The sequence below is a fragment of the Alistipes ihumii AP11 genome, from assembly GCF_025144665.1.
GTDB classification, from domain to species: Bacteria; Bacteroidota; Bacteroidia; order Bacteroidales; family Rikenellaceae; genus Alistipes_A; species Alistipes_A ihumii.
The window spans coordinates 1,232,635-1,255,564 of record NZ_CP102294.1; the positions used below are offsets into that span (position 1 = coordinate 1,232,635).

Below are 22,930 nucleotides of genomic sequence, written 5' to 3' on the forward strand. Positions count from 1 at the left end.
CTCCGCGCCGTGCCCAAATAGTTCGGCCGCTATCTCTCATCGAGCCGGACGGCAGCGCGCAGCTTGGCGCTGCGGGAACGCGGATTGCGCTCCACCTCGCCGGCGGAGGGCGTAAGGGCCTTGCGCGTCAGCACCTGCCAGCACGAGCGGACCCGGCCATAGAAATCCTTCTCGGGAAGCCCGTCGAAACGGCCGCTGCGCATGAAATTCTTCACCGTCCGGTCTTCCAGCGAATGATAGGCGATCACGACCAGACGCCCGCCCGGACGAAGTACGCGCTCCGACTGCTCGAGCATCATCCGCAAAGCCTCCATCTCGCCGTTCACCTCGATACGCAGCGCCTGAAACAGCTTCGAGAGGAACTTGCTCTCGGCCCCCCGGGGAGTGACCGGCGCGACGCAGGCGACCAGCTCGTCGATCGTCCGCAACGGATGCTGCTCGCGGCTGCGGACGATGCAGGCCGCAGCCCGGTGCGGCGCGTCCAACTCGCCGTAATCGCGCAGGATGCGCGTCAGCGCCGCATGATCGTACTTGTTCACGACGTCGGCCGCCGTCAGGGCGGCCCGCTGATTCATCCGCATGTCGAGCGGAGCGTCGAAACGGAACGAGAACCCCCGCTCCCGCGTATCGAAATGGTGGGACGACACGCCCAGATCGGCCAAAATACCGTCCACCCGCTCGACGCCGTGACAACGCAGCCATCCTCGCATGAAGCGGAAATTGGACTCGACGAAAACGAGTCTCGGATCGTCGGGCAGGTTCCGCCGCGCATCGCGGTCCTGATCGAAGGCAAACAGGCGCCCGCTGTCGGAAAGCCGCTCGAGAATGCCCCGCGAATGGCCTCCGCCGCCGAAAGTCACGTCGACATAAGTCCCGCCGGGACGGATATCGAGCAATTCGATGCTCTCATCGAGCATTACCGGTACATGATAGGTTTCCATAAGCGAACAAGTGGCGACACGGCCCAAATGTACGAACTTTTAGGGCAAATGCACGGGAAAACGCGCGAATTGCTACCTTTGCCGTACAAACCGTCCTCGATATGACCGAAGAAAATTGCCTGCAGGTCGATCTGGAACGGGTCATTCGCGACAAGAATCCGTCGCTGGCCCGCTGGCTGCCGCGACCGCTGCTTTCGTACCTGAAGCGGACGATCCACCAAGACGAGATCAACCGCATCCTGAAAAGCTATTCGCACCTCGACCCGATCGGCTTCGTCCGGGCCACGCTCGCGGACATGCGGATCGGTTACCGTTCGCAGGGGCTCGACCGCCTGCCCGCCGACGGCCGCTACCTGTTCGTGTCGAACCACCCGTTCGGCGGCATGGACGGCATGATGCTGTGCGCCGAGCTGAGCACTCGTTTCAGCGAGGTGCGGATCATCGTCAACGACCTGCTGATGAACCTCCGGCCCCTCGCGCCGCTGTTCGTCCCGGTCAACAAGCACGGCCGGCAGAACGCCCGCTACGCGCAGACGCTGCGCGACACCTTGGAGAGCAATGCCCAAATCGCCACGTTTCCGGCCGGTCTCTGCTCGAGAAGACATCACGGACGGGTAGCCGATCCGCGCTGGAAGCACAGTTTCGTCAAAAACGCCCTCGAGAGCCGCCGCGACATCGTGCCGGTCCGCTTCGACGGCGAGCTGTCGTCGTTTTTCTACAACCTGTCGAACCTGCGCTCGGTCCTCGGTATCCGGGCCAATATCGAGATGCTCTACCTGCCCGACGAAATGTTCCGCCAGAAAGGCCGGCACTTCGATATCCGGTTCGGCGAGCCCGTCCGGTGGCAGAGCCTTCGCGACGCGCCGGCCAAAGTCTGGGCCGGACGGATACGCGACATGGTATACGGGCTGGAGAGCGAATAGTCAAAAATCCTTGGCGTCCGGCGGATTTTGGAATTGTTTTTATAAATTTGCCCCAAATTGAGACACTGGGGGATGAAGCCTGTAATCGATCCGGTAGCTGCCGATCTGATAGAAAACGAACTGACGCCCGAGCGCCTTCTGCGGCGTACTAACAACGGAGGCAACGAGATTTATGTCATGCGCGCGCAAGAGTGTCCGAACCTGATGAGGGAGATCGGACGGCTGCGCGAGCTTTCTTTCCGCGACGGCGGCGGCGGCACCGGCGCCGACGTTGACATCGACGAGCTGGACCTGGACCCGGAAGGGTACGAGCAGCTTTTCGTCTGGGACCCCAAGGCGAAAGAGATCGTCGGAGGCTACCGTTACATCATCTCGCGGAGCACGCATCCGAAATGCCTCTCGACCGAGCACTACTTCCGCTTCACCGAACGGTTCCGCAACGAGTACCTTCCCTACACGATCGAGCTCGGACGTTCGTTCGTGCAGCCCCACTATCAGGGATCGCGAGCCAATCCGAAAGGACTTTTCTCGCTCGACAACCTGTGGGACGGACTCGGCGCGCTGGTGGTGAACAACCCCGACATGCGCTACTTTTTCGGCAAGGTCACGATGTACGGCAGCTACGACAAGGAGGCGCGCAACATCCTGCTGTACTTCCTCCGCAAATATTTCCCCGACCGCGAGCATCTGGTCGAGTCGATTCATCCGATCGAGCTGCACTTCGACGAGGAGCGCTTCGAGCGGATGTTCTGCGGCGGCAGCTACGCGGAGGACTACAAGATCCTGATCCGGGAAATCCGCAAGTACCGCGAGAACATTCCGCCTCTGATCAACTCCTATATGAGCCTTTCCCCGTCGATGAAGGTATTCGGAACGGTCGTCAACCCCGATTTCGGCTATGTCGAGGAAACAGGCATCCTGATCACGATCAGCGACATATATCCGAAGAAATCGCAGCGGCATTTCCGATTCGACCGTTGATTTCCGGCCGGACGTCCCGGAACTGCGGCGAGTCCGGCGGCACCGCGCCGAAAACCGGTCTCCCGAGAACGCCGAAGGGCCGGATCGTTTTCGTCCCGATCCGGCCCTTCGGCTATCCTTTTTCTCCGAAGCAAACGGCAACTTCTCACTTCGTCAGTCCCTGCGCCATGACGGCGGACGCTCCCTCCGCCGCAAGAACCGCCATCGTTACCGTCAGGTTTTTCTGTCCGCTACCGTCGCTGCTCACTTGCGGGATAATCACCCGTTCGTCCGAAACTCGGAAAATCGGCATGACACTTTCCACGCCGGCGAAGTCGTCGTCGCGGATCCACTCGACGGTTTCCGCGATCGAACGCAGAATCATCGGTTCCCGCGCACTGTCGGAATAAAAAACGATCGTCTGCTCGAAAACGCCCATCTCCGTTTCCGCATCCGGAGATTCCAACATGGCGATCCAATACGCTTTCATCTGCGCCTCGTCCAGCGTATAGGCCGCCTCGATCTTTTCGACCGGCATACCGGGTTGGGCGAACAACACCAGATTGAACGGAATATCGTTCCGATCAGCGCCGGCGAAAATCATCAACTGATAAATAGGAGGTATCATCCCCGCGGATTTGACCGAGAAATAGTATTCCGTCAGCAACTCGTCGAAATCCCGACCGATGAAGTTTTCGGCATACCACATCCAATTATCCCCGAAAGAAAGCGGACGGACGATCAGCGCCGCCTCACCGTACGAAATCGAAATTTCCACGGCCACCGCATCGGTCCCAAAACCTACGCGCAACGCTTCTTTACTGAAATCCGCACGCTCCAAGACACTCTGCAACTCGTCGAGCGAAACGCTCTGCGGCCGTCCGTGTTCGGCCAAAATTTCTTCGTTGCTGTATTGCCCGACGCTGAAAGTGTATTCGTCGTCGTTCAGATAGGCCGTCAACGCTTCTTCGAACATCGTCGCATCGTCTGCCGATTCGGTCGCAGTCACCGAAAAAATCCAGTTTTTCTCATTCAGCGAGGTCGCTTCCAACTGCGCAGCCACCTCTGCGAACCCTACGCGATAAAAGCCGGTTCTCTCGATTCCTTCGACCATATCCGCTTTCCATCGGGCGAACCCGGCCCCCTCGGGCTGCTCGCCGGCGAACCACTGCGCCACGTCCGTATAGGACAGTGCCAACGGCACCGGAGACACGGTCACGTCGACCGACACCGACTGTCCGGTCCGGGTATCCTCCACGGCAAAGGAGGTACTCCCCGAGGCAAGTCCCCGGACTGAGATCGTCTGCTCCGCAAGTTGCACGTCTGCGATCTGCGGGTCGTTTCCCGTACAGGCATATTCTCCGCTTCCGGCGAGAATGCGAACCAGACCGGTCTGTCCGGCCTGAATCTCGAGCGACGGAGAATCGACGGCCAGATCGGCGAAACCCTCGTCGTCGTCGGAGCAGGCGAACATCGCCGAAGCCGCAAGCGCGATCAGCGCGGCACGCACGGACGGGAAGAAGATACGATTTTTCGATTTCATGGCAATGAAGTTTACAATTAACAATATGATTGCAGGCAAAGATACTCGCCGCCATCAGAATGTACCCTTCGGCCGATGTGTCATTTCGCATATTTTTTAAATCCGTACATTCTTTCGCTCGGCACGGATTTTCCGTATCTCCTGACGATACTTCGAAGGAGCGCACCCCACCTCCTTCCGGAAAATCCGAAGATAAGTGGAACGGGACGTATATCCGACTCTCTCGAAAACGGCATGGATCGGTTCGTCGTCGGACGGATCGGAAAGAGCGTCCAGCACTTCCTCGATGCGATAAGCGTTCAGATAATTAGGGAAGGACTTACCCGAGAAACTGTTGACGATATGGGACATGTACGTCGTATTGGTGCCCAGCGTTTCCGCCAGCATCTGGAGCGTCAGGTCCTTTCTGCGGTAAATCTTCTCGTTCCGCATCAACGCCTCCAACCGTTCGTAAATTTTCAACTGCGCCTGCTGCGCGTTCGCTTTCCGAACACCCTCGAGCCGTTCGCATTCGTTCAGACGTTCCCGATAATTGAGATTCTGCCGCACGAGTTCCCGGTACATCGCGTTCTTCCGCCGATAAAGCAAACAGGCATAAAGGAAAAAACCGATTACGAGCAGCATCGCGAAAACGGCGGCCATGATATTGCGGTCTTTCCGGAGCAGTTCCATCTCTTTGAGTCCCATGGCCCGCTGATGTTCCGACTGTTCGTACCTCATCAGCAGCTCGTTGAAAGCATGTTCCTTGGCGGAGCTGACCGTCGTCGAACAGGTTCCGAAGTACTTCCGGTAATACTCCAGCGCTTTCGCCCCGTCGCCCGAGGCATCGTAGGCACGCGCGAGTCCCGAATAAACCGGAGCTCTGCACTCCACGTTACCGCTGCCGAGCAATTCCTCGGCCCGGCAGTACATCTCGACCGCCCCCCGGTATTTTTTCCGTTTCAGACAGAAGTTTCCGAAAGATACATAGGCCCGGATACCGATCGCGGTACCGGCCGACGGTACATATTCCAATGCCTTGCGATAAGAAGCTTCGGCCCGGGCATCGTCGCCCGCAGAAGCGCATACGTCGCCGTAGTTATACCATACGTAGGCTTTATTGGCATCCCAATAGCTGCTGTCGTCGATCCGGGCGACGGATATATCCGCATAGCGGAGGGCCTGCGCATAATCCCCTTTCAGCACATACATCGACGAAAGCACCACTGCGGCCGTGCTCCGCGCATTGACTCCTCCCCTGGCGGCAACCAATTCGTAGGAACGCAGAGCGTAATCGAATCCCGACACGTCTTCCCGCACCTGATAGATATGCGCGATATTCTGCAATATAGCTCCCTGATTGAGCGTATCGCCCGCTTTTTCGACGGCCGACAGAGCCGCTTTGAAATAGCGCAGGGCCGAAGAATAGTCGGATTCGGACTTCATGGCCCGGATTCCGGCGATATTATTCACCGTACCGACGATGAAAAGGTCTTCTCTCGGCAGTTTCCCGATCCTCTCGAAAGACTCGGCCAGCCAATAACAAGTGCTATCGTCGTCGTCTTTCAACATGTAAGATTGGGCCAGATAGGCCGTCGCATAGACCGACAGCGAACGGTTGCCGTCGCTTTCTCCTTTCTCGAATGCAAATCGCGCGCTACGGATGACCTCGTCATACACTTTTTCCCGCGTCTGCCGCTCCCAAAGATTGCGATACTTCTCGATACCCGTACTGTCCTGCGTCGATCCGTCTCCGACCGTCCCGGTCCTCCCCGAGGAATCACCGCGCTCCGCGCCGGCAATCGTCCTATCCGTCCCCGCACAAGAAAAAAGAATGAAGACGAACAGCAGCATCCCGCAACGACAAATGAGGCGGTATCCGAAACGGTTCATCGAAACGCTTTCCGAAAACGGACCGCCCGCCCTCCGCATGTCGGACGATAAGAGAATCGCCCGTCTTCGCCTGCGGTTCCGACCATCATATCCGGGAATATCAGCGTGCATTCGCATAAGCAAACATGTTCCGATTCTTTCATCCATCGGCCGAGGGAAACGTCGTCTACAACGGGAACAAACTCGAACCGCGAATGCTTCGCAACCGCCTGAACAGCCGCATCACCGGAACCCGAAACGTCCGTTGCAATCCGACCCGTCCGGACGCCAATCCCTATGCTTCGGCCTCCTCCCGGGCTTTCGCGCGCTCGACGCGGGCTGCCAGCAGAATGCTCACTTCGTACAGCGAATAGAGCGGTACGATGACCAGAAACAGGCTGAACACGTCGGGAGGCGTAATCACGGCGGAGATAATAGTCAGAATGACGATCGCATATCGGCGGTTCTTACGCAGAAACGCGGCCGTTACGAGTCCCATGCGGGCAAGGAAATAGATCAGCAGCGGAAGCTGAAATACGATCGCGCAGGAGACCGACACGGTCAGCACCGTCGAAAGATAGGACTTGACGTCGATCATGTTCGCAATGTCGGGACTGGCCTGATAGCCGGCCAGAAAGTTGATCGACAGCGGGACGATCAGAAAATAGCCGAACAGCAGGCCGGTAAAAAAGCAGAGCGAAACGTAAAACACGAACATCCGGCTCTTGTAGCGCTCGTAGTCGGTCAGCGCAGGCGCGACGAAACGCCACAACTCCCACAGCAGATAGGGAACCGCCAGCACGACGCCGGTTACCATCGATATCTGCATATGCAGATTGAACTGCCCGCCCAGCGCCGTGTTGATCATGTTCAGCTTGATCGAATTGATGCAGAGCGTCGCGTCGCCCAGCAGCCGGTGCGAGATATGGCACAGGATGCGGTTGGTCGGGAAATCGGGCGACTGCGGTCCCATCAGCAGCACGTCGATAATGAACCGCTTGCTCAAAAAAGCCGCGATCATAATGACGAACAAAGCCAGCCCTCCGCGCAGCAGATGAGGCCGCAACGCCGCGACGTGCTCAAAAAAAGTCATCTCGTTATCGGATGACTTTTCCAGTTTATCGGTCATAGATTCGGGCAATTAAACGAACGCGCCCCATACCGGACGGGACGCCGCTCGGGAAACGAGCGAGGGAAACTATTTGGTCGTCTCGTCGGTCGGTTTGGTCGTCTCGTTCGACTTGGCCGGCGTTTCGGCCGTGTAATCCTTGCTCACGGCGTCCTTGAACTCCTTGATACCCCGGCCCATGCCGCGCATCAGCTCGGGAATCTTCTTGCCGCCGAAAAGCACCAGAATCAATGCGATAATGATAACCCACTGCCATCCGCCTATCATTCCCAACAAAATCAACAAAGGTAAGCTCGACATAATTTATGATCGTTTAAGTTTTCTACAACAATTCCGCACGAAGAGAGGAAATTCTCACCGCCTTATATCAAGGGACAATCTCCGTACTTTGCAAATATAACACAAAAAACGGGGTTTTGTTGTACGGCCGGCCGAAATTTTACCCTCGACGGACGCAATCGCCTTGTCCACAAGCGAACGGTCCTGCCCTGAGAGCAACGAGAGCGAGCCTCGCCCCCGGTACGGAGGTTCCGTCCTTTCCCCGACCGCCTCGGCAATCTGAGAGCAGGACATCGACCGAACGCGTTTCATCCGTGCCGACCTCGCGCCGGCGCTCCGGAACCGGGATGCGACCGGACGGTCGAAGCGACGAGCGGTCTCCGACAGACCCGGACACGATAACCCGGTATGCGTACTCGCCGGAACCGGCCGGCCGCTCCCGACTCCGCTATGAAAAGTACCGCTCCGACCGAATAGCCGAATGCCCTGCCCGAGCGCCGGCCTATCGCGACGGGCGTCCCGAGAAAGCATAAGGAATCCGACGGCCGTTTCAACCGCGAGAGCCCCTGCTCCATGCAGGATTCGTTGCCGACACGGGATCGCCCGAATCCGCACCCGAAAGGATAAAGGTTCACCGGGGCCGCCGCCGGAAAACGAAGAGGACCCCGGCCGAATGGCCGGGGTCCTCCGTATCCGATGCGCCGCCCTACTCCGCAGCGAAGAAATCGTACTTGCCCGAACCGATCTCGACGGTCACGAAGCCGTCGGCTTCCGTCACCGACTTGACGGCCGGATTCTCGGAGAGCGGCTTGCCGCCCTCGGTCACCTGCCCGGCCGACGAAGCCGGAATCCGGACGCTGGCCGTCGAGTTGGCGGGTATCTCCACTTTCCACGACAAGCCCTGCCCGTCGCGGCTCCAGCGGCTTGCGATCGGGCCGTAGGGAGACTCGGTCGCGGCATCCACCCAGTCGAGCCCGTCGGGGAAATAAGGCGCCATGACGACATGCTTGAATCCCGGAGCCGCCGGATCGGACTTGATGCCGGCCAGATTCTCGTAATACCAAGTGAGCAGATCGCCCAACAGCATCACATGGTTGCCGGAGTTCATCGCCGGATCGGCCGTGTCTCCGTTCCACAGCTCCCAGATCGTCGTCGCGCCCTTGTCGATCATGTAGCCCCAACTCGGATAGGTGCGGTTCGTCGCGATCGTATAGGCCAGATCGCCCGCTCCGTGCTGCGTCAGGCCGCGCATCAGGAACTGGATGCCGATCAGCCCCGTGCTGACATGGCTGTCGAATTCCCCTTTCGTCTTTTCGACGACGTTGGCGAACACTTTCTGCTCGAGCGAGTCGGGCACGAGGCCCTGCATCAGCGAAATGATGTTGGCCGTTACGGTATTGTTGGCATACTGGCCTGTCTCCGCGTTCAGGAACTGCTTGTTATAGGCGTCCTTGACCCGGGCGGCCAGGTCGAGATACTCGGCCGTATCGGCCTCGTGACCGCTCACGGCGGCGAAGCGGGCCATCATGTTCAGCAGGCGGTAATAGAAACTGGTGCCCAGCAGACGGCCGTCCGTCTTGCGGGCGGGGTCCTGAGAGTGGATCAGTTCCTGGCTTTCGGGCGGCATGCACCAGTCGCCGTAGACGTCGTTGATGACCAGCCCGTCCTTCATTTGTCGGTCGCGGATGTATTCGATCCACTTCTTCATCGAGGCGTAGTGGCGCTCGACGGGCCGCACGTCGCCGCGCTGGTTATAGAGCATGTCGGCCACGCAGAGATAGGCCGCCGGCCAAGTCACGTTGCCCGAATGCTGGTCGAAGGTCCAATGGGCCGGAGCCACATCGGGCACGCAGCCCGCGCTATCCTGCATCGCTTCGATGTCGCGCAGCCACTTCTCGTAGAGCAGCGTATTGCCGAACACGAAGCTTTCGCCGATACAGCCCGTAGCACGGTCGCCGAGCCAACCCATGCGCTCGTCTCGCTGAGGACAGTCGGTCGGCATGCTGCGGTAATTGCCGCGAATGCCCCAATAGGCATTCTTGAACACCTGATTGATCGTCGGATCGGAAGTCTCGAAACGGCCGATCGTTTTCATATCGTCGTAGACTACCTTGCCGACGAAGCTTTTCAGCTCGGGCTTGTATTTCAGGCCCGTGATCTCGACGAAGCGGAAGCCGTGGTAGGTGAAGCGAGGCTCCCACGAGAAGACGTCGTCTCCGGCCGGAATATAGACGTCGGTCACTTTCGCTCCCCTCAGATTGTCCATATAGAGACTGCCGTCGGGCTTCAGCGTCTCGGCGAAGCGCAGACGGACCGGCTCGCCTTTCTCGCCCTTGAGCGTCACGTTCAGCCAACCCACCATATTCTGTCCCATATCGAGAATATAGGTCGAGTCGTTCAGCTGGCTGATCGCCACCGGATCGATCTCCTCCATCACCCGGATGTTCGGATTGCGCTGCGCATGCAGCGCTCCCTCGGGAGCTCCGACGGAACGGGCGTTCATCCAGGCCGAGTCGTCGTAACCGGCCTCGGACCATTTGCCGAGCTCCTTGCTCGCGTCGTACTCTTCGCCGTCGAACTCGTTGTTGGCAATGATCGGGCCGTCGGTCGTCAGGCGCCAGGTCGTGTCGGTCACCACCACCTGCCGCTCGCCGTTCTCGTACTCGATCTCGAGCTGAGCCAGCAGCTTCGGAAAACCGAACTGCCTCAGCGAGCCGAGCAGTCCGGCCGACGGATCGCCCAGACGCATCGCGAAAAAGCGGCCGTTGCCGAGCGTCACGCCGATCGCGTTCTGCTTGTCCTTGACAAACTCGCTCACATCGAACGTATTATACGGGACGTTCGTGCTATAGTCGGTAGCCGTCGGAGCCAGCACGCTCTCGCCTACCCGCTTTCCGTTGATGTAGCACTCGTACAGGCCGAGCCCCGAAATATAGAGCCGTGCGTTCTTGACCTTGCCCTCGACGTCGAAAGGTTTGCGCAGATAGCGGGCCGCCAGCCGGCTGTCGCCCTCCATGCGGTCGGTCGCATTGAGCGCGCTGTCGATGCCGACCCAGCCGGCCTGCCAGTCCGAATCGTCGAGCAGGGCCATCGACCAGCGGGCCGGCTCGCTCCACGTTTCGTCGCCCGTATTGGTCGTCACGTGCACTTTCCAGAAATAATCCTTGCGGGACTCGAGTTGCGGACCTCCGTACTCGACCCATACCGACTCCCCGGAAGGAACCTCGCCGCTATCCCAGATCAGATTCTGTTCCTTTTTCAGATCGTTCTCGCTACCGGCCACGACGATCCGGTAGGAAGTCTGCGCTACGTCGCGCAGATCGCTGCGGAGCTGCCACCCGAAACGGGGAGTCCGCTCGTCCAGTCCCACCGGGTTTTCGAGCATCTCGACCGTCAGGTCGCCGACGGTCACCCGTTTGTCGTCGCAGCGGCAGAAAGCGAGCGCGGCGAGACACAGCATCAGCAAATGTAGTTTTTTCATAAGTGTAATAATTTGAAGGTTAGTTGGTACTTGGTCTGTTGGTTTCCGGGGCGGGCGAGCCGGAGGAGGCTCCGGCCGACTCCGAGAGGAAGCGCTCGGCTACGACGACGCGCACGGCCCGGTCGATGATTTCGAACTCGAACGGAGAATAGCCCAGCGCCTCGCCGTCGACCTCGACGGCGATCTCGGGCGAGGACTCGATGCGAATGCGGCGTCCGCGATTGAGACTGGTTTTACGCAGTTTGTATATGCGTCCGTTGAACAGCACTTTGAAATGAAGGAGCACCGCCAGCCGGCTCATCTTACGGATCACCGTCAGGTCGAACAGACCGTCGTCGGCTACCGCCTCGGGCGTCTGAAGCATGCCGCCTCCGTTGTAGCGACCGATTCCGATCGTCGCGCTGTATACCAGATCGTTGACGACCAGCTCGTCGTCGACGTACACCTTGACGCCCGTCGAAGAATAACGCAGCACGGCTTTCAGCGTGCTCCACAGATAGAGCCACTTGCCTTTCTTGCCCTCCTCCTTGAGGTGATTGTACTTCCGGTTCACGAAAGCGTCGAAGCCGACGCCCGCCACATTGGCCATGTAGCGGCTCTGCTTGTAGCTGGCCTTGTAGTACGATATGACGCCCACGTCCTGAAGGAACGAGTGTCCGTCGGCGATCGCGCGGATCGCCTCCGAATACTTGCGCGGGATGCCGAACATCCGGATCCAGTCGTTGCCCGTTCCGACGGCGATCACGCTCAGCAACACATCGGTCGTCGGAACGGTCTTCTGAATGAACAGCCCGTTGACGACCTCGTGGATCGTACCGTCGCCGCCGACTACGATAATCTTGCGGAAACCGTTGTTGACGGCCTCGACGGCCAGTTCGATCGCATGGTACTTCCGCTCGGTAAATACATACTCGGGCACGATATGACGCTCGCGCAGCAGCCGGCTGATCAGCGGCCAGTCGGTCAGCCCCCGGCCGCTGCCGGCCACCGGGTTGACGATCGCGAACCATTTGTCGGCAATCTCCATGAGTCTCTATTTTTCGGGCGCGCTGCGCAGCGTTTCGAGCAGATAGTTCCAAAAGCGCTCGACCGACGGAATGCTGACCTTCTCGTCGGGCGAGTGCGGATAACAGATCGTCGGGCCGAACGAGATCATGTCCAGATGCGGATAGTTCGTACGGATGATGCCGCACTCGAGCCCGGCGTGAATGGCCGTCACGGCCGGCCGGCGACCGAAAAGGCGTTCGTAGGACGCGACCATCGCCGCCAGAATCGGGGAATCCATGTCGGGATTCCAGCCGTCGTAAGCCCCGCTCAGGACGACTTCGGCCCCGGCGAGCTCGAACACCGAGGCGATGCGCTCGCCCAAATCGCGCTTCTCGCTGCCGACCGAGCTGCGCAACAGGCACTGTACCGCGATCCGGCCGCCGGACGAGACGACGCGGGCCAGGTTCGTGGACGTCTGCACGAGCCCCTTCATCGACGGGCTCATTCGCACGACGCCGTTCGGACATCCGTGCACGGCACGGATCAGCCGTCGCTGCGTATCCGTATCGATCAGCGAAGCGGGCAGGGCCGTTTCTTCGGCCGTCACGCTCACGCCTTCGTCGACGCTCCGGAGCTCCTCGCGCACGGTCCGTTCGAAATCGCGCACGGCCTCGCGGAACGCCCCGGCTTCGGCAGCCGGCACCGTCACGACGGCCCGGGCCTCGCGCGGGATCGCATTGCGCAGCCCGCCTCCGTCGACGCTCGACAGGCGCAGGCCGAATGCCTTCTCGGCCATTTTGAGCAAGCGGAACAGAACGAGGTTCGCATTGCCCCGCTCCAGCACGATCTCGATGCCGGAATGGCCGCCCTTAAGCCCCTTCACCTCGACGAGGAAAGCCGTCGAGGAAGCGGGTACGGATTCTTCTTCATAGGAAAAAGTCATCGACGCATCGAGCCCTCCGGCGCAGCCCACGTACAGCTCGCCCTCGGTCTCCGAGTCGAGATTGACCAGTATGTCGCCCCGCAGCATTCCGCCTTTCAGACCGTTCGCGCCGACCATGCCGGTCTCCTCGGTGGCGGTGATCAGCGCCTCGATCGGACCGTGCTCGATATCGTCCGATTCCAGCACGGCCAGTATGGCGGCCATGCCCATGCCGTTGTCGGCGCCGAGCGTCGTACCGTCGGCCTTCACCCATTCGCCGTCGACATAAGCTTCGATCGGATCGCGGACGAAATCGAACGCCTTGTCGCCGTTCTTCTGCGGAACCATGTCCATATGCGCCTGCAGGACGATTCCCTTGCGGGACTCCATGCCCGGGGTCGCCGCCTTGCGCATGATCACGTTGCCCGCCGCGTCGGCCTCGGCCTCGATGCCGTGCGTGTGCGCCTCGGCGAGCAGATACTCGCGAATCGCATCCTCGTGATGCGACGGACGCGGCACGCGGGTTATCTCGTAAAACTTCTCCCACACCCGGCGGGGCGAAAGCTCCTTCAGATTCTTTTCCATAATCGCTGTTTAAGATGGGCCCTCCCGTACTTCGCCGTGCCATTCCGGCCCGCATCTCCCCGGACCGCCCGGACAAGCCGCTCGTCCGCTCCGACAGGACTTTCGCAGACCGGCACAGGAAAGCCGGAGAGTCGAAGCGGCGCAGAAAGCGTAGGCCCTGTATATCAAAATCAAGTGAAATACCGCAAACGCCGGGCAGGGAAACGGTTCCGAGACTCGCTCCCGCAACCGGCGCTTTCGCGAGCGGATCCGAACGAACGGCAGGCAACCCCGCCGGCATGTCCGGCCGCTTCGGATCAATGCAGGCGCGCGAGCATATTGCGCACGTTGCTCTCGATGCGCGCAAGCACGTCGGGAGCCTCGTCTCTCACGAACCGTTCGCCGGTGATCTTCTCGTACAGCTCGATGTAGCGGTCGCTGACGCTATCGACGAACTCGTCGGTCATCTCGGGCACCTGCTGCCCGGGCTTGCCGCTGAAGCCGTGCTCCATCAGCCACTCGCGGACGAACTCCTTGGAAAGCTGACGCTGCGGCTCGCCTTTCGCGAAACGCTCCTCGTAGCCGTCGGCGTAGAAGTAACGCGAGCTGTCGGGCGTATGAATCTCGTCGATCAGGTAGATCTCGCCGTCGCGCTTGCCGAATTCGTACTTCGTATCGACGAGGATCAGGCCCCGCTCGGCGGCCATTTTCGTTCCCCGGCCGAACAAGGCCAGCGCATAGCCTTCGAGCTTTTCGTAATCTTCTTTCGACACGAGACCCTGCGCGACGATCTCCTCCTTGGAGATGTTCTGGTCGTGCGCGCCGATTTCGGCTTTGGTCGTCGGCGTGACGATCGGACGGTCGAAGCGCTGGTGCTCGCGCATGCCGTCGGGCAGGGGCACGCCGCAGATCGACCGGGCCCCCGCCTGATAATCGCGCCACGAGCTGCCGGTCAGATAGCCACGGACGATCATCTCGACCGGGAACGACTCGCACCGGTAGCCGACGGTCACCATCGGGTCGGGAGAGGCGATCTTCCAGTTCGGACAGATGTCGGCCGTCGCATCGAGAAACTTCGACGCGATCTGGTTCAGCACCTGCCCCTTGAACGGAATACCTTTGGGAAGCACCACGTCGAACGCCGAAATGCGGTCGGAAACCACCATCGCCAGATAGCGGTCGTCGATATTGTACACGTCGCGGACCTTGCCCTCGTACAGGCTTTTCTGGCCGTCGAAATGAAAATTTGTCTTGAGAATCGCTTTTGCCATTTTAATATTTAAGTTTACGGTTTTTCCTCGGTGCCGCCGCGCTTCTCGAAAGCCTCGACGATATGCTTGACCAGCCGATGGCGGATAATGTCCCGGTTGTCGAATCCGACGATCCCGATGCCGTCGATGCCGCGCAGCATGTCGATCACGGGCACCAGACCCGAATCTTCACGACGCGGCAGGTCGATCTGCGTCACGTCGCCCGTCACGATGAAGCGCGCGTTGCGCCCCATACGCGTAAGGAACATCTTGAGCTGCGAGACGGTCGTGTTCTGCGCTTCGTCCAGAATCACGAAGGCGTTGTCGAGCGTGCGGCCGCGCATGAACGCGAGCGGAGCGATCTGCACCGTCCCGTCCTCCATGAAGCGGCCGAGCTTCGCGGCGGGGATCATATCGTTCAGCGCGTCGTACAACGGCTGCAAATAAGGATCGAGTTTCTCCTTCATGTCGCCGGGCAGGAAGCCCAGCTTCTCGCCGGCCTCGACGGCCGGGCGCGTCAGAATAATACGCTTGACCTCCCGGTTGCGCAGCGCGCGGACGGCCAGCGCGATGGCCGTATACGTCTTGCCCGAGCCGGCCGGCCCGACGGCGAAAAGCAGGTCGTTCCGCTCGGAGAGCCTCAGCAGCCGCTGCTGATTGACCGTCCGGGCCCGGACGACGAGACCGGCGTTGCCGTGCACGATCACATCCTGCGGTTCCGGCAGATCGCCGTCGCCCGTCGGCATGCCGCCGTCGTACACCTGATCGATCACCTGAGGCGAAACATGGCCGTAGCGGCCGTAATACTCGATCAGCTGCGACAGCTTGCGGTCGAAACGCTCGATCTCGCCCGCCTCGCCGGTCACCTTGATCGACGAGCCCCGGGCGACCATTTTCAGTTTGGGGAACTTGCCGCCGATGCGGTCGATGTTCGATCCGGCCACGCCGTACAGCTCGGCCGGATCGATTCCCTCGATGCGTATCACCTTTTCCGTCATGCGTTCCATCGATCGTTAAAGCTTCTTTCGCCAAACGGCCGTCAGAACAGATAACTGAGCGTGAACTGCCACTGATTCATGCCCAGTTTGCCCGACGAGGCAGGGTTCTCGCCCTTGACCACCGTCATGTCGGCCCGCTTGAACTGCCCCCCGTAGCGCACGTCGAACCCGATATGCCCGAGCTCGATGCCCGCGCCCAGCTGATAGGAGACCAAAGGCCGCGTAATGTCGGCGGTAACGGCCATGGACGTTTTCTTGAGCTTGTTCTTCGTATCGTTCATCAGGTTGAATACCGGCCCGGCCATAACGCGCAGGAAAGCGATCTTCATACCCACCATCACCGGCAGTTCCAGATTCTTCATCGACACCTTGGCCGAGGCGTCCCCTTCCAGATTCATCGTGAACCGGTGGGAGGTATACATCAGCTCCGGCTGAATATACAGGATCGGCAAGTTGAACCGGGCCAGAAAGCCCAGCTGGTATCCGAAATCCTTATCGGCGTTCGCGATTCCCAGATCGGCGCCCGTCGACGGATTGAGCCCCTGCGTCTGCAGACCGGCGCGCACGCCGAAGACGATCGGCCCCTTGGCGGACAGGCTGCCGGCCGCGCAGCAGAACACGACGGCTGCCGCCGCCCACGCTGTCCATCGTTTTGTTGTCATACCCACAATTCCCGTTACGTTTGATTTAACCTCTCAAAGATACTAAAAAATATTCACCTGAACCGCCCGGCTGTTCCGCGAACGGCAAAAATCCCGCCGAGCAACGGTTTTTCCTTCGTTCAGAGCAGCGGGCTGAAGAGTCTCGACATCGCCTCATACATATTGTGCAGCAGGGGACGGCTCTCCCAATACTCGCGCGTGACCAGACGGCTCCGCTCCAGATCGCGCAGGAAATCGGCCTCGAGGCTCTCGGTAATCGCACGGTCGTACAAAATGGCCGACACCTCGAAATTGTCCTCGAAGCTGCGGATGTCCATATTGGCCGTCCCGACCGAGGCGAACCGGCCGTCGATCATGATCAGCTTGGAATGGTTGAAGCCCTTGCGGTAAAGATAGACCTTCACGTTGGCCTCGATCAGTTCGCCGATGTATGAGCGCGAGGCCCAGTAGACGATCTTCGAGTCGGACCGGCTCGGAATCATGATCCGCACGTCGATGCCGCTCAGCGACGCGACCTTGACCGCCGTCAGGATCGCCTCGTTGGGCAGGAAATAGGGCGAGGATATGTAGATGTGATGCTGAGCGTGGGAAATCGCCGAGAAAAAGGCCTGCATGATCGACGCCCAGTCCGAATCGGGCCCCGACGTGACGATCTGGATCATCGTCTCGTCCCGCACATGCGTCTTGGGCAGATACTTGTCGTAATCGGCGAGCAGCTTCTTGGTGACGAAAAACCAGTCCGTAATGAAAACGATCTGAAGCATCCCGACGGCTTCGCCCTCGAGCCTCAGATGAGTGTCGCGCCACGGCCCGAGCTTCGTACCGGTAACGTAACGCTGCGCGATATTGATTCCTCCCGTAAAGCCTATCCTGCCGTCGACGACCAGAATCTTGCGGTGGTTGCGGTAGTTGACATGGCTCGTGAGCCAAGGGAAAACGACCGGCATGAAGCAGCGCACCTCGACGCCCGCCCGGCGCAACCGCCCGAGATACTTGCGCCCGAGCCCCCAGCTCCCTACGTCGTCGTAGATCAGCCGCACCTCGACGCCCTCGGCGGCCTTGGCGATCAGGATGTCGGCGATCTCGCGGCCCAGCTCGTCGTCCTCGATGATATAGTATTCCATATGGATCGACTCGCGGGCCTGCCGCAGCGCCCGGCGTATCTCGTCGAACGTCTCCGCCCCGTCGTTCAGCACCCGGACGCGGTTGTGCACGGTCAGCAACGCCTTGTTGCTGTTGAGCAGCAGCGTAATGGTATCGCGGTGATCGCTGATCTCGGACTTGTGCAGCAGCGACGGATGATTGATCTCGTATATCTGTTGCCGGCTCAGCGCATCGATCTGCTCCAGATCGTGCAGCTCCTTGCGGTTGAACAGTTTCTGCTTGCGGTGATTGCGGCCGAACACGATGTAGAAGACGAATCCCACGACCGGCAGCAGCGAGATCACGATGATCCACGACAGCGCCTTGACCGGCTCGCGCTTGTCGTGGATGATCACGGCGATCGTAACGATCACGAACAGAATATAGCCGACGCTCAGAAATGACTTCAGGTCGGCCCAGCCTATGGTCAGCATCACCTCCTGCATATCCGGATTCCGTATGGGGGAATACGCAAAGATAATAAACCCGACGAAAAATTTGGCCATATTCCGTACTAAAAGTCAGAAGGTTCGCATTTCTCCGGCATTCGCAGAGCGGCCCACTCCGGAATCCGGAGCGCGACGGGAAAACAATCCGCTGATTGTCCGGAACAATCCGTCCGGCTCTCCGACGGCTCATCAAATCGGATGCCGGAATATTCCCGTCCGAAATCGACAGGAAAGTTGGAAATTCGGAAATGTTTGCTTACATTTGCCTTATCGAAAGAGTTCTGACCCTCGCAAGGGGTCGGGATTTTTTCTTTTTTTATACGATAAACCCCTGACATGAAACCGAAGACTCGATTTTACATATGCGTGACGTTCCTGCTGCTCTCGGTATTATGTCTCGGAGGCACGCTGGTAGTCTGCATGATCGACAGGCAGCCCAAGAACTATCTGACGGCGCTGATCTTTCTGGCCTGCTCGGTAACGTTCTTTCAGGTAATCCGCCAGATGATCGACCTGAGGGACTGAGCGGCCGAAGGAATTTTTCACGAAACATTTAATCTTATCACATTATGGCATCGAACATTGTTTATCTGACCGAGGCGGGTCTGCAAAAACTCAAGGACGAACTGGATCACCTCCGTTCGGTAGAGCGTCCCGCCATCTCGGCAGCCATCGCCGAGGCGCGCGACAAGGGAGATTTGTCGGAGAACGCCGAGTACGACGCGGCCAAAGAGGCTCAGGGCATGCTGGAAATGCGCATCGCCAAGCTGGAAGACACGGTGGCCAATGCCCGCGTGATCGACGAGTCGCGCATCGACACGAACACCGTACAGATCCTGAACCGAGTAAAAATGAAAAATATGACGACCGGCAAGATCGTAGAATATACGCTGGTCTCGGAAAACGAGGCCAACCTCAAGGAAGGCAAGCTGGCGATCGGCACCCCGATCGCGCAGGCGCTGCTCGGAAAGAAAAAGGGCGAAGAGGTGGACGTAAAGGTTCCCTCGGGCATGCTTCGCCTCGAAATCCTGGATATCTCGATCTGACGAAAACCGGCGGCATACCGGAGAAAGCCGCTCCGATGAGCCCGATCAGCATGCGACCGGCCGAGTTTCGGCCGGTCGCGCCTGTTCGGGAATTTCCGAAACGGACGAAAGATAATTTCCCCGCGCTTCCCCTGACGAACGAAAAGCGGAACTTTCCTGCGGTCGTGTCCCAAGCGGCTGATTCCGACGAGAGCCGAACGGAACGACGGACCGAAAGAGCGAGCATCCCTGCACGCACGGCTCATCCCCGAACGGATTCCGGACAAGAGGTCTGCCGAACGCCCGGAAACGGCCGCTCCCGACAATCGCCGCAAAGACAGTCGACGAGAAACAGAGCGAAAGCAGCTAAGGACGGCGTCCGTCCCCGTTTTTCCGAGCAAAGCGAAGGAGCAGGAACGTATCTCTACGCACTCGCAAGATCCGGTCCTGCACATACAAAGCAGTCCGTCCGCAGGCAGGAAGCGAAATCCGGCATTCCGAACCGTAAGACCGGAACGACGAGTACCTTCCAATAGCGAATGAATTTCAATGGACGGACAGCAACGAAGCGAGTCTCGCTTTTCCGCGAAACGCACGCTCCCGGCCCGAGCCATCCGGTACGGCAGACCGGAATCAACGGTCGGCCCCGGCACGATCCTCATCGGACCGAGCGACCGGCCGGAACGATCCCCGCAGAAAACGAACCGACGACGTAAGCCGATCCGGGGCATCACAGGCAGAACGCGTCCCGGACCATCCCGCTGCGCAATCGTCTCAAGCGGATCAACCGTATAAAAAGAAAGAGCCGCCCGACGGCGACCCTCTCCCCTTCCTATCGGAAATTACAGATTAGCATTCCATCTTACCGGCCGACCCCAACACGTTGATCAGCTTCTTTTTATAAAGCTCGCGCAGCCAGTCGCGAGCCGGACCGAGGTACTTGCGCGGGTCGAATTCGGCAGGCTTCGTAGCCATCACCTCGCGAACGGCAGCCGTCATGGCCAGGCGGCCGTCGGAGTCGATATTGATTTTGCAGACGGCCGACTTGGCAGCCTCGCGGAGCTGGTCCTCGGGAATGCCGATGGCATCCTTCAGCGCGCCGCCATACTTGTTGATGATGGCTACCAGATCCTGAGGCACCGACGACGAGCCGTGCAGCACGATCGGGAATCCGGGGATCTTCTTCTCGATCTCCTTCAGGATATCGAAACGCAAGGGGGGCGGAACCAAAACGCCGTTCGCGTCGCGGGTGCACTGCTCGGGCGTGAACTTGTTGGCACCGTGCGAGGTGCCGATCGAGATGGCCAGCGAGTCGACGCCGGTGCGCGATACGAAGTCGATGACCTCCTCGGGCTGCGTATAGGTATGATGTTCGGCCTTCACGTCATCCTCGATGCCGGCCAGCACGCCGAGCTCGCCTTCGACCGTCACGTCGAACTGATGAGCGTAGTCGACCACTTTCTTCGTCAACGCGATATTTTCCTCGTAGGGGAAGTGCGAGCCGTCGATCATCACCGACGAGAAGCCCATGTCGATGCACGATTTGCAAAGCTCGAACGAGTCGCCGTGATCGAGGTGCAGCACGATCTGCGGATGGGCGCAGCCCAGCTCCTTGGCGTACTCGACGGCCCCCTGAGCCATATAGCGCAGCAGCGTCTGATTGGCGTACTTGCGCGCGCCGCTCGACACCTGCAGGATGACGGGCGACTTGGTCTCGACCGCAGCCTGAATGATGGCCTGCATCTGCTCCATGTTGTTGAAGTTGAACGCAGCGATCGCATACTGCCCTGCGATGGCCTTCTTGAACATCTCGCGGGTGTTCACCAGACCCAAATCCTTGTAGTTAACCATAACTGATTCGTTTTATGTTAGTAAATGCGTAACTCGTCCTCTCGCGGCAACTTTCGCCCGACACCCGTCGCCGAAGCCCTTCCGAAGCCGTCCCGGGCTTTTCCGCCGACAGGCGGCCGGATTTCCCTCGCGGCCCAAATTTAGCGAAATTTCGTCGCATTGCGAAGGGTTTCATAAAATTATTTAAAATTCATTTCGCCGCGAAACGACGGCAAGCCGCGCCGAGCTCGGAGCGAACGGGGCTCGGTCATGTCCGATCCGTCATCCGTGCAAGGCTCCGTCTGCCGGTATCCGGGGCGGACAATCGCCCGGCCCGAGCAAAATCCGGAACGGTCTTTCCCGGTTCCGCTCCGATAGCGGAACGGACCGAACCGTCCGCCCTTCGATCGATCTCCCGGCCACAAAAGCGATAGCCGGAAATCCCCCGTCTTTCTACGGCGGACGACGATTACCCGCCCCCCCGACCATGCGAGCGTTCCAAACGCCAAACGACCGAAAACTCCGCCGTCCGGCTCCCTCGTCCGGCCTCGCCGTCAGAATATAAGAGAGGATGCCGGAACCGATCCGACATCCTCCCATGCGTGTCATGCGCCGGACAAGACAGTCGGCGTCCCCCAAACTACAACCGCTTGCGCAGCTCTTCGCCCTGCTCCTCGTAGCCAGGCTTGCCGAGCAACGCGAACATATTCTTCTTGTAGGCTTCCACGCCGGGCTGATCGAACGGATTGACCCCGAGCGCATAACCGCTCATGCCGCAGGCCTTCTCGAAGAAATAGAGCAACGCTCCCAGATAATACTCGTCGAGCTCGGGCAGCTCGATCCGGATATTGGGCACGCCCCCGTCGACATGGGCCAGCATCGTTCCCATCTCGGCCATGCGGTTCACCTCGCCGATGCGCTTGCCCGCCAGATAGTTCAGGCCGTCCAGATTGTCCGCATCGGACGCGATCTTCAGCGTATGCTTCGGATGACCGATGCTGACGATCGTTTCCATCAGCGTCCGCTCGCCCTGCTGAATGTACTGCCCCATCGAGTGCAGGTCGGCCGTCAGCGTCACGCTGGCCGGGAAAATTCCTTTGCCCTCCTTGCCTTCGCTCTCGCCGTAGAGCTGCTTCCACCACTCGGCCACATAAAGCAGCTTCGGATCGTAGCTGCCCAGAATCTCGATCTTGCAGCCCTTGCGATAGAGCGCCGTCCGCGCGGCAGCGTAAAGAGCCGACGGATTCCGCTCGAAGGGCACGTCCGTTCCGGTGGCCTTCTCCATATCCTGCGCGCCGCGGACCAACTCGCCGATCCGGACGCCGGCGGCGGCCAGCGGCAGCAGGCCGACGGGCGTCAGCACCGAATAGCGTCCGCCGACATTATCGGGAATCACGAACGTGGCATAGCCTTCTTGCGTCGCAAGTGTCCGCAGGGCTCCGCGCTTGGCGTCGGTCACGGCGACGATCCGCTTGGACGCCTCGGCCTTGCCGTAGCGCGACTCGATCTCCTCTTTGATCAGGCGGAACGCGACGGCCGGCTCGGTCGTCGTGCCCGACTTGGAAATGACGATCGCAGCGATCCGATAGGGCTTCACGGCGGCCAAGAGCTCCGAGAGATAGTCCTCGCTCAGGTTCTGCCCCGCGAACAGCAGCAGCGGCCTGTCCTGCTTCTTGCGCAACAACTGGAAGGAGTCGTTCATCGCTTCGTACACGGCTTTCGTCCCGAGGTACGATCCCCCGATCCCGATCACGACGATCACATCGGCGAGCGATGCGAGCGAGCGGGCGCACGCCTCGACGGCTTCGAGCTCCTCGGAGCCGATCCGGCCCGGCAGGGAAACCCAGCCCAGAAAATCGCCGCCCTTGCCGCTGCCGTCGTACAGCATCCGGTTGGCCGCCTCGATCTCGCCTTTCAGCGCATCGACCTCGGCCTGCGAAGCGCGGCCGTAGATCTTGTCGATATTCACATTGATAATACCCATGACAGTAAG

18 protein-coding genes are annotated in these 22,930 nt (G+C 59.7%); 4 read left to right on the forward strand and 14 right to left on the reverse strand.

Translation table 11 applies throughout. The annotated features are described in order from the left end of the window. Positions 1-29: 29 nt before the first annotated feature. A complete protein-coding gene (gene rsmH / locus NQ491_RS05005; RefSeq protein WP_019246501.1) occupies positions 30-941 on the reverse strand; it encodes a 16S rRNA (cytosine(1402)-N(4))-methyltransferase RsmH in 912 nt (303 codons plus the stop codon). Positions 942-1,042: 101 nt separating this feature from the next. Between rsmH and NQ491_RS05010 the strand changes: the two genes are divergently transcribed. Together NQ491_RS05010 and NQ491_RS05015 are read left to right on the forward strand one after the other, a co-directional pair. Then, positions 1,043-1,864 carry a 1-acyl-sn-glycerol-3-phosphate acyltransferase gene (locus NQ491_RS05010; protein WP_019246502.1) on the forward strand — a complete coding sequence of 274 codons (822 nt, stop codon included), beginning with the start codon at positions 1,043-1,045 and terminating at the stop codon, positions 1,862-1,864. Between the two features lie 72 nt (positions 1,865-1,936). Continuing rightward, positions 1,937-2,845 (forward strand): GNAT family N-acetyltransferase, encoded by a 909-nt coding sequence (locus tag NQ491_RS05015; RefSeq protein WP_019246503.1) that lies wholly within the window; start codon positions 1,937-1,939, stop codon positions 2,843-2,845. A gap of 145 nt (positions 2,846-2,990) precedes the next feature. Here NQ491_RS05015 and NQ491_RS05020 read toward each other — a convergent pair whose 3' ends face one another. The 11 genes from NQ491_RS05020 to cls form a co-directional block, all read right to left on the reverse strand. Then, on the reverse strand, positions 2,991-4,367 hold the full coding sequence (locus NQ491_RS05020) for a hypothetical protein (RefSeq protein ID WP_026089743.1): 1,377 nt from the start codon (positions 4,365-4,367) through the stop codon (positions 2,991-2,993). Positions 4,368-4,463: 96 nt separating this feature from the next. Continuing rightward, positions 4,464-6,239: a helix-turn-helix domain-containing protein gene (locus tag NQ491_RS05025; RefSeq protein WP_187119340.1), complete on the reverse strand. Its 1,776-nt coding sequence runs from the start codon at positions 6,237-6,239 to the stop codon at positions 4,464-4,466. A gap of 274 nt (positions 6,240-6,513) precedes the next feature. Next, on the reverse strand, positions 6,514-7,347 hold the full coding sequence (gene tatC, locus NQ491_RS05030) for a twin-arginine translocase subunit TatC (protein ID WP_019246506.1): 834 nt from the start codon (positions 7,345-7,347) through the stop codon (positions 6,514-6,516). 69 nt (positions 7,348-7,416) lie between these two features. After that, on the reverse strand, positions 7,417-7,647 hold the full coding sequence (locus NQ491_RS05035; RefSeq protein ID WP_026089744.1) for a Sec-independent protein translocase subunit TatA/TatB: 231 nt from the start codon (positions 7,645-7,647) through the stop codon (positions 7,417-7,419). A 685-nt stretch (positions 7,648-8,332) separates the two neighbouring features. Continuing rightward, entirely contained in the window at positions 8,333-11,107 is a 2,775-nt protein-coding gene (locus NQ491_RS05040) for a glycoside hydrolase family 78 protein (RefSeq protein ID WP_019246509.1), read from the reverse strand. Between the two features lie 19 nt (positions 11,108-11,126). Then, positions 11,127-12,134, reverse strand: a complete 1,008-nt coding sequence (locus NQ491_RS05045) for a diacylglycerol/lipid kinase family protein (RefSeq protein ID WP_019246510.1) — start codon at positions 12,132-12,134, stop codon at positions 11,127-11,129. Positions 12,135-12,140: 6 nt separating this feature from the next. Then, entirely contained in the window at positions 12,141-13,601 is a 1,461-nt protein-coding gene (locus tag NQ491_RS05050) for an aminoacyl-histidine dipeptidase (RefSeq protein WP_019246511.1), read from the reverse strand. Between the two features lie 296 nt (positions 13,602-13,897). Next, positions 13,898-14,851 carry a phosphoribosylaminoimidazolesuccinocarboxamide synthase gene (locus tag NQ491_RS05055; protein ID WP_019246512.1) on the reverse strand — a complete coding sequence of 318 codons (954 nt, stop codon included), beginning with the start codon at positions 14,849-14,851 and terminating at the stop codon, positions 13,898-13,900. 14 nt (positions 14,852-14,865) lie between these two features. Further along, entirely contained in the window at positions 14,866-15,828 is a 963-nt protein-coding gene (locus tag NQ491_RS05060) for a PhoH family protein (RefSeq protein WP_026089745.1), read from the reverse strand. 41 nt (positions 15,829-15,869) lie between these two features. Further along, positions 15,870-16,490 carry a porin family protein gene (locus NQ491_RS05065; RefSeq protein WP_074431137.1) on the reverse strand — a complete coding sequence of 207 codons (621 nt, stop codon included), beginning with the start codon at positions 16,488-16,490 and terminating at the stop codon, positions 15,870-15,872. A 119-nt stretch (positions 16,491-16,609) separates the two neighbouring features. Further along, positions 16,610-18,079, reverse strand: coding sequence for a cardiolipin synthase (gene cls / locus NQ491_RS05070; RefSeq protein ID WP_034283339.1), 1,470 nt, complete (start codon positions 18,077-18,079; stop codon positions 16,610-16,612). A gap of 339 nt (positions 18,080-18,418) precedes the next feature. Between cls and NQ491_RS05075 the strand changes: the two genes are divergently transcribed. Further along, positions 18,419-18,607, forward strand: a complete 189-nt coding sequence (locus tag NQ491_RS05075) for a hypothetical protein (protein WP_019246516.1) — start codon at positions 18,419-18,421, stop codon at positions 18,605-18,607. A 44-nt stretch (positions 18,608-18,651) separates the two neighbouring features. After that, positions 18,652-19,128 (forward strand): transcription elongation factor GreA, encoded by a 477-nt coding sequence (gene greA, locus NQ491_RS05080; RefSeq protein ID WP_019246517.1) that lies wholly within the window; start codon positions 18,652-18,654, stop codon positions 19,126-19,128. A gap of 828 nt (positions 19,129-19,956) precedes the next feature. Here the strand turns inward: greA and NQ491_RS05085 are convergent. Beyond that, positions 19,957-20,958: a class II fructose-bisphosphate aldolase gene (locus NQ491_RS05085; RefSeq protein WP_019246519.1), complete on the reverse strand. Its 1,002-nt coding sequence runs from the start codon at positions 20,956-20,958 to the stop codon at positions 19,957-19,959. Positions 20,959-21,577: 619 nt separating this feature from the next. Beyond that, on the reverse strand, positions 21,578-22,921 hold the full coding sequence (locus NQ491_RS05090; protein WP_019246521.1) for a glucose-6-phosphate isomerase: 1,344 nt from the start codon (positions 22,919-22,921) through the stop codon (positions 21,578-21,580). Between the last annotated feature and the right edge of the window lie 9 nt (positions 22,922-22,930).

Excerpts from the sequence above, each read along its gene's own strand:
- NQ491_RS05050 (WP_019246511.1), bottom strand. The coding sequence starts at position 13,601 with ATGGAAAAGAATCTGAAGGAGCTTTCGCCCCGCCGGGTGTGGGAGAAG.
- NQ491_RS05015 (WP_019246503.1), top strand. The coding sequence starts at position 1,937 with ATGAAGCCTGTAATCGATCCGGTAGCTGCCGATCTGATAGAAAACGAA.
- NQ491_RS05065 (WP_074431137.1), bottom strand. The coding sequence starts at position 16,490 with ATGACAACAAAACGATGGACAGCGTGGGCGGCGGCAGCCGTCGTGTTC.
- greA (WP_019246517.1), top strand. The coding sequence starts at position 18,652 with ATGGCATCGAACATTGTTTATCTGACCGAGGCGGGTCTGCAAAAACTC.
- NQ491_RS05010 (WP_019246502.1), top strand. The coding sequence starts at position 1,043 with ATGACCGAAGAAAATTGCCTGCAGGTCGATCTGGAACGGGTCATTCGC.
- NQ491_RS05035 (WP_026089744.1), bottom strand. The coding sequence starts at position 7,647 with ATGTCGAGCTTACCTTTGTTGATTTTGTTGGGAATGATAGGCGGATGG.
- NQ491_RS05040 (WP_019246509.1), bottom strand. The coding sequence starts at position 11,107 with ATGAAAAAACTACATTTGCTGATGCTGTGTCTCGCCGCGCTCGCTTTC.
- tatC (WP_019246506.1), bottom strand. The coding sequence starts at position 7,347 with ATGACCGATAAACTGGAAAAGTCATCCGATAACGAGATGACTTTTTTT.
- rsmH (WP_019246501.1), bottom strand. The coding sequence starts at position 941 with ATGGAAACCTATCATGTACCGGTAATGCTCGATGAGAGCATCGAATTG.
- NQ491_RS05090 (WP_019246521.1), bottom strand. The coding sequence starts at position 22,921 with ATGGGTATTATCAATGTGAATATCGACAAGATCTACGGCCGCGCTTCG.
- NQ491_RS05045 (WP_019246510.1), bottom strand. The coding sequence starts at position 12,134 with ATGGAGATTGCCGACAAATGGTTCGCGATCGTCAACCCGGTGGCCGGC.
- NQ491_RS05075 (WP_019246516.1), top strand. The coding sequence starts at position 18,419 with ATGAAACCGAAGACTCGATTTTACATATGCGTGACGTTCCTGCTGCTC.
- cls (WP_034283339.1), bottom strand. The coding sequence starts at position 18,079 with ATGCAGGAGGTGATGCTGACCATAGGCTGGGCCGACCTGAAGTCATTT.
- NQ491_RS05020 (WP_026089743.1), bottom strand. The coding sequence starts at position 4,367 with ATGAAATCGAAAAATCGTATCTTCTTCCCGTCCGTGCGTGCCGCGCTG.
- NQ491_RS05060 (WP_026089745.1), bottom strand. The coding sequence starts at position 15,828 with ATGACGGAAAAGGTGATACGCATCGAGGGAATCGATCCGGCCGAGCTG.
- NQ491_RS05085 (WP_019246519.1), bottom strand. The coding sequence starts at position 20,958 with ATGGTTAACTACAAGGATTTGGGTCTGGTGAACACCCGCGAGATGTTC.
- NQ491_RS05055 (WP_019246512.1), bottom strand. The coding sequence starts at position 14,851 with ATGGCAAAAGCGATTCTCAAGACAAATTTTCATTTCGACGGCCAGAAA.
- NQ491_RS05025 (WP_187119340.1), bottom strand. The coding sequence starts at position 6,239 with ATGAACCGTTTCGGATACCGCCTCATTTGTCGTTGCGGGATGCTGCTG.